This window comes from Hymenobacter arcticus, from assembly GCF_054779975.1.
Map to the genome: position 1 here is coordinate 41,672 of NZ_BAAGXF010000025.1, position 8,145 is coordinate 49,816.

The 8,145-nt window shown below is 64.5% G+C and carries 10 protein-coding genes; all 10 read left to right on the forward strand.

All coding sequences use genetic code 11. The annotated features are described in order from the left end of the window. The first annotated feature begins 405 nt into the window (after nt 1-405). Complete coding sequence (locus ACYVGC_RS23725) at nt 406-831, forward strand: hypothetical protein (RefSeq protein ID WP_460586329.1); 426 nt, start codon at nt 406-408, stop codon at nt 829-831. A 228-nt stretch (nt 832-1,059) separates the two neighbouring features. Continuing rightward, nucleotides 1,060-2,514 carry a BON domain-containing protein gene (locus ACYVGC_RS23730; protein ID WP_460586330.1) on the forward strand — a complete coding sequence of 485 codons (1,455 nt, stop codon included), beginning with the start codon at nt 1,060-1,062 and terminating at the stop codon, nt 2,512-2,514. A 9-nt stretch (nt 2,515-2,523) separates the two neighbouring features. Further along, nucleotides 2,524-2,745 (forward strand): hypothetical protein, encoded by a 222-nt coding sequence (locus ACYVGC_RS23735; RefSeq protein ID WP_460586331.1) that lies wholly within the window; start codon nt 2,524-2,526, stop codon nt 2,743-2,745. A 40-nt stretch (nt 2,746-2,785) separates the two neighbouring features. Continuing rightward, nucleotides 2,786-3,619 (forward strand): universal stress protein, encoded by an 834-nt coding sequence (locus tag ACYVGC_RS23740; RefSeq protein ID WP_460586332.1) that lies wholly within the window; start codon nt 2,786-2,788, stop codon nt 3,617-3,619. 50 nt (nt 3,620-3,669) lie between these two features. Continuing rightward, on the forward strand, nt 3,670-4,323 hold the full coding sequence (locus ACYVGC_RS23745; protein ID WP_460586333.1) for a peroxiredoxin: 654 nt from the start codon (nt 3,670-3,672) through the stop codon (nt 4,321-4,323). A gap of 302 nt (nt 4,324-4,625) precedes the next feature. Then, nucleotides 4,626-5,378, forward strand: a complete 753-nt coding sequence (locus ACYVGC_RS23750; RefSeq protein WP_460586334.1) for an SDR family NAD(P)-dependent oxidoreductase — start codon at nt 4,626-4,628, stop codon at nt 5,376-5,378. A 32-nt stretch (nt 5,379-5,410) separates the two neighbouring features. Next, complete coding sequence (locus tag ACYVGC_RS23755; protein WP_460586335.1) at nt 5,411-5,695, forward strand: hypothetical protein; 285 nt, start codon at nt 5,411-5,413, stop codon at nt 5,693-5,695. Between the two features lie 22 nt (nt 5,696-5,717). After that, the gene (locus ACYVGC_RS23760) at nt 5,718-6,356 is read left to right on the forward strand and encodes an HAD family hydrolase (RefSeq protein ID WP_460586336.1); all 639 of its coding nucleotides are present in this window, start codon (nt 5,718-5,720) and stop codon (nt 6,354-6,356) included. Nucleotides 6,357-6,374: 18 nt separating this feature from the next. Next, on the forward strand, nt 6,375-7,562 hold the full coding sequence (locus ACYVGC_RS23765; protein ID WP_460586337.1) for an acetate/propionate family kinase: 1,188 nt from the start codon (nt 6,375-6,377) through the stop codon (nt 7,560-7,562). A gap of 34 nt (nt 7,563-7,596) precedes the next feature. Then, nucleotides 7,597-8,145 (forward strand): phosphoketolase family protein (locus ACYVGC_RS23770; RefSeq protein ID WP_460586338.1); only part of this gene is annotated, 549 nt, incomplete at its 3' end.

Sequence of the window (8,145 nt, forward strand, 5' to 3'; positions counted from 1 at the left end):
ATGAAAGCCCACAATACCCGGCTTGGTACACCTTCTCGACCAAGTGCCTGCTTACAACCGGCAAGAGTTGCAGGCTAATAACCAGCCGGCCCGCAACCTGAGCTACTGCGAAGGACCTTGATAAAGGTCACCCACCGGGGATGAGTTTTGTCATAAAAGGCGGGGGTAGGCGCGTTTACTTTTGAGGGACCGGTTTTCCCCGCCCACGATGCTTTATTTTCTTAAGATGGGCCCCACTGCGTTAGCTGTTCGGCGGCGGCCTGTCGTCGCCTCACGCCTGGGCGCAGTGCCCGCGCGCATGCTCCAGCCGTGGTAGGGCCAGTGCCGAAAGCGGTGCTACTACGCCAGCCGGCCGCTCGTCGCGCCGAAAAAACCCGTGCCTGCGTCGCTACAAAGCTCCTTTGGATGCTTTTAGTGGCCTTGCTGGCAGGCCCGGCGGCCCACGCGCAGACCATGGCGGCCGCCGACGTGCCCCCGCTGGCCTTCGGGGCGATGTTTCAGCAGTACCCGCAGGCCCGGCAAGTGACGTGGCGCCGGTTTCAGGACTGGTACCAGGCCAGCTACACCCAAAGCCAGACCCGCCGGCTGGTCAGGTTCAGCATGGACGGCGATGTGGAAGCCACGGGCCAGGACATGGCGCTCAGTGCCCTGTCAAACCCTATAAAGCACACCCTGACTGCGTACTATCCCACCCGCACGTTCTGCCGCGCCATCGAGGTGACCAATGCCCGCACTGGGGGCCTCACCTACGAAATGGCCACCTGCGAAACCGCCCTCAGCCGCACTATCACGCTCACGGCCAACGGCCGGAAAATACCCCGCCCCCAGTAGCTGTAGTGCCCCTTTTCATGAAGCGTTTTCTCGTGCGCTGGCGCGCCGCCGGCTGGGGCCTGCGGCTAAGCCAGGTACTGTAGCGGCCGGCCGGAGCCGGGTAGTGCCCCCGGCGGGGCTACCTGACAAAGGTCAGGCAACAAGGCGATAATCGTCAGGACACTGCCAGCGTGCGGGGCGGAAGTTTGTGGCCAGTTCACGGCTTCATTTTTTCCTTTTCCCACGCCCATGCAAACCCTGGAAACCTTCGCCCTACCGACCGCTACCGAGCACCTGTCGGACTCCGACATTACGGCCGCCATCGAGCTGTTTTTTCTCACCAAGAAGGGCGTGCCCGCGCACCTGATTGACGTGGCTACCCACGACGGCGTTGTGAAGCTGACCGGCATCACCGACAACCTGCTGGCCAGCGAGCGGGCCGAGGAAATTGCCCTGGCCGTGCGCGGGGTGCGGGGGGTAGTCAACGAACTTATCATCAGCACGCCCGATGTGCCCAACGACGAGCTATACCACGCCGTGACCCAAGCCCTGAGCGCCGACCCCGCCACCACCGACTACAACGTGGCCTGCACCGTGGCCGACGGCGTGGTGGCACCCACCGGCGTGGTGCAGTCGTGGGCCGAGCAGCAGCTGGTGCTGCGCGTGCTGCGGGGCGTGCGCGGCGTGCGCCGCCTCAACACTGACGAGCTGACCATCCGCTGGGGCGAAATTCAAAATTCGGATGCCGAAATCAGTACCCAAATCCGCGAGCTGCTGGCCTGGGATATTCGGGTGAATAGCGCCCTGGTAGAAGTGCGCACCAACGACCGGGTAGTGCACCTAAGCGGCACGGTGGGCACCGCCGCCGAGCGGGCGCAGGTGGTAGCCGTGGCCTACCAGGCCGGGGCCCGCCGCGTCGATGCCCGGGATTTATTCGTGGCCTACTGGGCGCTGAGTGCCGATATGCGGCGCGAAAAGTTCGCCCAGCGCAGCAACGAAGACATTGCCCAGGCCGTGCGCGATACCTTCCGCTCCGACCCGCGCGTGCTCTCGTATCAGCCGGTGGTAGCGGTCCACAATGCCGTAGTGACGCTGACCGGCGAGGTGAGCAGCCTGCGCGCCAAGCAGAGCGCCGAGTACGACGCCCGCCACGTGGTGGGCGTGTGGAATGTGCACAACCTGCTGAAGGTGCGCACCCGCTGGTTCACGCCCGATGTGGTGGTGCACCAGTCCATTCTGGACGCGCTGGCCCGTGACCCCTACGTCAGCTTTTTCGACTTCAGCCTGCGCGTGACCAACGGCAAGGTGCACCTCTACGGCCAGGTAAACAGCCACTTCGAGCAGGCGCAGGCCGCCGAGGTGGCCGCTGGCGTGAACGGCGTGGCCGAGGTCGAGAACAACGTGCGCGTGCTGGGCAGCACCGGCTTTGCCGGCCCGCCCGCCGCCTGGTATCCCGGCGCACTGCGGCCCGCCGCCCATCCGAATTCGGATTTTGCGCTGGCCGAGCGCATCCGCACGCTGTACTTCTGGTCGGCCAGCCTGCACAACCAGAACGTGGAGGTGCTGGTCGAAAAAGGCCGCGCCACCCTCACCGGCACCGTCGCTACCTGGCTCGACCGCGAGCAGGCCGCCTACGATGCCCACGAGGCCGGCGCGCAGGACGTGGACAACTACCTGCTGATTGCTGCCTCCAAACTGCTTTAAACCAAGGTTATGCGCTCGCTCCGCCGCACCGGCCCCAGCGGCCCATCGCACACGGCCAGCCGCCACGACGCGGGCTCCGTGAGCCCGACCGCGCTGCGCATTGCCCAGGAAGCCGATGCCACCATGACGCCCGATGGCTGGAAAGCGGACTATTCCGCGCCGGGCTCTGTGGCCGAGGCGCCGGTAGTTGGTCCGAGTTTTTTCCTCGCCGGGGCGTTGCCCACTGCATAGGCTACACTGAACGCAACCCACTGTTCTACTACTAGTTATTATGAACTCCTCCATTCTCCTGCTGGCTAATCTGCCCGAAGCGGCGGCCCACACGGCGCGGTACGCCGCTGCCTTGGGCCACCCGCTGGGCCTACGCTTGGTGCTGCTGCATTGCTACCTCTACCCGGTGCTGAGCGAGCCCGAACTGCTGACGGCGGCCACGGAAGAACTGGACCTCGACGAGGCCGAAACCATGACGGCGCTACGGGCCCTGGCTAGCCGCCTGCCCGTACCCGCCGAGGTGCTGGAGTCTACTGGGCTGGTGGTCGATGACGTCGCCGCCGCCATCCGCCGCTACCAGCCGCTGCTGCTGGCCATGGGCCTGGGCCCCGACCAAGGCCTGCTCGATGAGCTGCTGCGCAGCCAGGTGCTGCCCGTGCTGCGGGATACGCGCCGGCCGCTGCTGCTGGTGCCCGCTGCTGCCACCGCCGCCGGCCCGCCGCGCCGCGTGCTGGTGGCCGTTGACGGGGAGCCGTTTACGCCCAACGCGGCGGGCCTGGCCGTGGCGCCGCTGCTGGCTTCCTGGGCGGCGGCTTATTCGGTGGCCCACATTCTGCCCAATGCCGACGAGGCGGCGCGGTCGAGCCACCTGGCGCTGGCCGACGTGCAGGCTAGTGGCCTGCTACCGCCCGAGGCACCGCTCCGGCTCTACCAGCAAATCTACTCGTCGCCGGTGGCCGGCATTGCGCAGGCGCTGGCCGACACTCAAGCCGATTTGCTGGTGCTCATCGCCCGGCCGCGCAGCTTTTTGGGCGAGCTGTTTCACCGCAGCGTCACGGCCGCCGTGCTGCGCCACTGCCCGGTGCCAATACTGCTGCTGCCAGCAGAGGGATAGGGGCTAGCGCCCACATCAGTTACTTCTTTTTAGCTTTTCTCTCCTAAAAAATGGATACCAACCAACCCGCGCACTGCCCGCCCGGCATCGGGGCCCAAGCCCCCGATTTTGAGGCGCTTACTACCACCGGCCCCCTCAAGTTTGCCGATTTTGAGCCCGGCAAGTGGGTCGTGTTCTTTTCGCATCCGGCTGATTTTACGCCCGTCTGCACCACTGAGCTGATGGGCTTTGCCAAGCGCGAGGACGAGTTTACGGCCCTGAACACCGCCCTGCTGGGCCTGAGCATCGACAGCATCCACTCGCACATTGCCTGGGTCAATGATGTGCGCGAAAAAAGCGGCGTGTACTTCCGCTTTCCCATCATCGCCGACATCGACATGAAGGTGGCGCGGCTTTACGGCATGCTCCAGCCCGGCGAGAGCGACACGGCCGCCGTGCGGGCCGTGTTTTTCATCGACCCCAGCCACAAAGTGCGCCTCGTCATGTACTACCCCATGAGCGTGGGCCGCAACCTCGACGAACTGCTGCGTGCCCTCCAGGCCCTGCAATACGTGGACGAGCACCACGTGTCGCTGCCCCTCAACTGGCAGCTGGGCCAGAAGGTACTGCTGCCCGCCCCCCTGACCCTGGCCCAGCTCGATGAGCGCCTGGCCGATACCTCGGTCGAGCAACCAGAGTTTTACCTGGCCGAAACCTACGTGTAAGCACTGGCTGAAAAGCCAGCTATTGCCGCCAAAACACCTTAACCACTTTTCACGCATTCCTCCCAACGGCGGCGGCTCCAGAAGCCCCGGTTTCCTGCCCCGGAAGCCGGGGATTTTTATGGGCTAGGCGCATCGGCTCCTGAAAGCGGCTTTTGATAACCTGACAAAAATCAGGCAATCAGGCAATTATTGTCAGGATATGGAAATGGCCCGGTCCGGACCTTTATGCCCGGCTTTCTTCCCACCCCCAGCCGGACCGGGCGGCCTTGCCCCGCGCTTTCGGGGCCAACAATACGTACTCTATGGACAAGGATTTGCAAGGAAAAACCGCCCTGGTTACCGGGGCGGCCTCGGGTATCGGCCGGGCCGTGGCGCTGCTCTACGGGCAGCACGGGGCCAAGGTCATGGTGTCGGACATCGACGAAGTGCAGGGCCAGCAGGTGGTAGCCGAGCTAACGGCCACCGGGGCCGAGGCCCAATTCTACAAAGCCGACGTGGGCGACCCGGTCCAGTGTCACCAGTTGGTGCAGGCCACCGTAGCCACCTTCGGCACGCTCGACATAGCCTGCAACAACGCCGGCATCACGGGTGAGCTGAGTTTGACGGCCGACTACTCGCTCGAAGGCTGGCAACGCATTATCAACGTGAACCTGAACAGCGTGTTCTTCTGCCTCAAATACGAGCTGGAAGTGATGCTGAAGCAGGGCAGCGGCGCGATAATTAATATGTCGTCCATCTTGGGGCAGGTGGGCACGCCCACGCTGGCGGGCTACGTCACGGCCAAGCACGGCGTCATCGGCCTCACCCAAACGGCGGCTCAGGAATACGCTGCGCAGGGCATCCGCCTCAACGCCGTGGGCCCCGGCTACATCGACACGCCCTTGTTGAGTGCGTTTTCGGCCGAAACTAAAGCCGGGCTGGTGGCGCTGCACCCCATTGGCCGCTTGGGCAAGTCGGAGGAAGTGGCCGAGCTGGTCATCTGGCTCAGCTCCGATAAAGCCTCCTTTGTGACCGGGGCCTACTACCCCGTTGATGGCGGCTACCTGGCCAAATAAGCACCCCTATTAATTCTCAGCCCTTCCTTCCGATGAAAAAATCCGAATCCCAGTTGCAGGCGGCTCTGGCCGAAAGTCTACAAGCCAGCCTGACTGGTATCAACGAAAAGCACGCCAAGAAGCTACAAAAAATCGTGGCCAACGCCGCCAAAAAAATTGCCCGGAAGTTCGCCAAGCTGCTGGCCAAGGAGCACAAAGCCGGTAAAGCAACTGCTGCCCATACCGTGGCGCCCGCGCTCCGTAAGGCCGCCCGCCGCGTGGGCAAGCATGCGCCTCGATTATCCACCCACAAAAAAGTCGGTGCGGTCAGCCGCTAGCCCGCGCGCGTTCCGATGACAGATGACAGAACATTCGCCCCCGGCCCCTGCGCGCCCCATTACCACCCTGTTCGTGGACATCGGCGGTGTGCTGCTCAGCAATGGCTGGACGCAGGCCTCGCGCCAGTTGGCGGCCACCACCTTCAACTTGGATGCGGCTGAGCTGGAACGGCGCCACCAGTTGGTTTTCAGTACCTACGAACTGGGTCGCCTCAGCCTGGCCGACTACCTGCGGCACGTGGTGTTCTACCAGCCCCGGCCGTTTGGCGCGGCCGCGTTTCAGGAGTTCATGTTTGCCCGGTCGCAGCCTTATCCTGAAATGCTGGCGCTGGTGCGGCAGCTGAAGGCCAAGTACCACCTCAAAATAGCCGTGGTCAGCAACGAGGGCCGCGAGCTGAATGCCTCCCGCATTCGCGCGTTCGGGCTGGCCGACTTCGTGGATTTTTTCGTGTCTTCCTCCTTCGTCCACCTCAGCAAGCCCGACGTGGCCATCTTCCGCCTGGCGCTCGACCTGGCCCAAACGCCGGCCGGGCAAGTGCTGTACCTCGAAGACCAGCCGCTGTTTGTGGGCGTGGCGGCGGGGCGGGGCATCCGGGGCATTTGCCACGAAAGCTACGCCTCGACCTGCGCCCAACTGGCCGCCTTTGGCCTGTCTGTTTAACCTCTCCCTGCTCCCCGTATGGCCGCCGAAGCTGACCTTATTCTAGTCCTCAACGGCGGCTCGTCGAGCATCAAGTTTGCGGTGTACGGGCCGGGCGAAGGGCCACCGCGCCAGCTGCACGGCCACCTCGACCGTATTGGCCAGCCCGGCGCGCAGCTCACGTTCAGCAAGGCGGCGGGTAGCCCCACCACCTGCCCGGCCCCGGCCCCCGACCCAGTGGCAGCGGCCGGCTTCCTACTGGACTGGCTGGCCCGGCACGCGGTTTTTGCCCGCGTGGCGGCCGTGGGGCATCGGGTGGTATTTGGGGAGCCGGCGCACCTGGCCCCCGAACTCATTACCCCCAAATTATTGGCTGACTTGCAGCAGCTTACGGCCTTCGACCCCGACCACCTGCCTGGCGCGCTGGCCCTTATGATGGCCGTGGGCGAGCGCCACCCGCACCTGCGGCAAGTGGCGTGCTTCGACACTGATTTCCATCGCACCATGCCCCGCGTGGCGCAGCAGTTGCCACTGCCGCGCCGCTTCGAGGCGCATGGGCTGCGGCGCTATGGCTTCCACGGGCTTTCCTATGCCTACCTGCTCGAAGAGCTGGCCCGGCAGGCGGGGCCGGTGGCGGCGCGGGGCAAGGTTATCCTAGCGCACTTGGGAAGCGGGGCCAGCATGGCCGCCGTGCTGGATGGTCAGAGCCAGGACACGAGCATGGGCTTTACGCCCGCCGCCGGCCTGGTGATGGGCACCCGCCCCGGCGACCTCGACCCCGGCGTGGCCGCTTACCTCCTGCAAGCCGAGCAGCTCACGGCCAAGGAGTTCAATCACCTCATCAACCACGAATCGGGCCTGCTGGGCATATCAGAAACCAGCGCCGACATGCAGGATTTGCTGGCCACCCAGGCCACCGATGCACGGGCGGCCGAGGCTGTCGAGCTCTTCTGCTACCAGGCCCGCAAGTGGGTCGGGGCCTACGCGACCGTGCTCGGCGGACTCGATACGCTCGTGTTTTCGGGTGGCATTGGCGCGCACGCGGCCGAGGTGCGCGCTCGCATCTGCGCCGGGCTGGCGTTTTTGGGCATTGAGCTCGACGCGGCGCACAACGCGACGCACGCGGACGTGATTTCGAGCGCAGCCAGCAGGGTAATGATACGCGTGATTCCGACCGACGAGGAGCGGATAATTGCGCAGTTGGTCAGTCGCTTGCAGCAGGAATAAGAATCAGTATTTGTACTCTAGCTCACCCCGTTTTATGACTATTGCCACCCTCGCGCCCCCCATCGCCCGCCCCGCCGCCACGCCGCTCTCCCCAGAAGTGGTGCAGCGCCTCGATGCCTATTGGCGGGCGGCCAACTACCTCTCGGTGGGCCAGATATACCTGTGCGACAACCCCTTGCTGCGCGAGCCGCTGCAACTGGCGCACGTCAAGAAGATGCTGCTGGGGCACTGGGGCACCACGCCGGGCCAGAACTTCATCTACACCCACCTCAACCGCATTATCAAGCGGCGCGACTTGAATATGATTTACCTCTCGGGGCCGGGGCACGGCGGGCCGGCGGTGGTGGCGGGCACGTATTTGGAAGGAACGTACAGCGAGGTTTATCCCAACATCAGCCAGGACGAAATCGGGCTGAAACGGCTGTTCACGCAGTTTTCCTACCCCGGCGGGATTTCCAGCCACGCCTCGCCCCAAACGCCGGGCTCCATCCACGAGGGCGGCGAACTGGGCTACTCGCTTAGCCACGCTTTCGGGGCGGTGTTTGATAATCCTGAATTAATTGTGGCCTGCGTGATTGGCGAC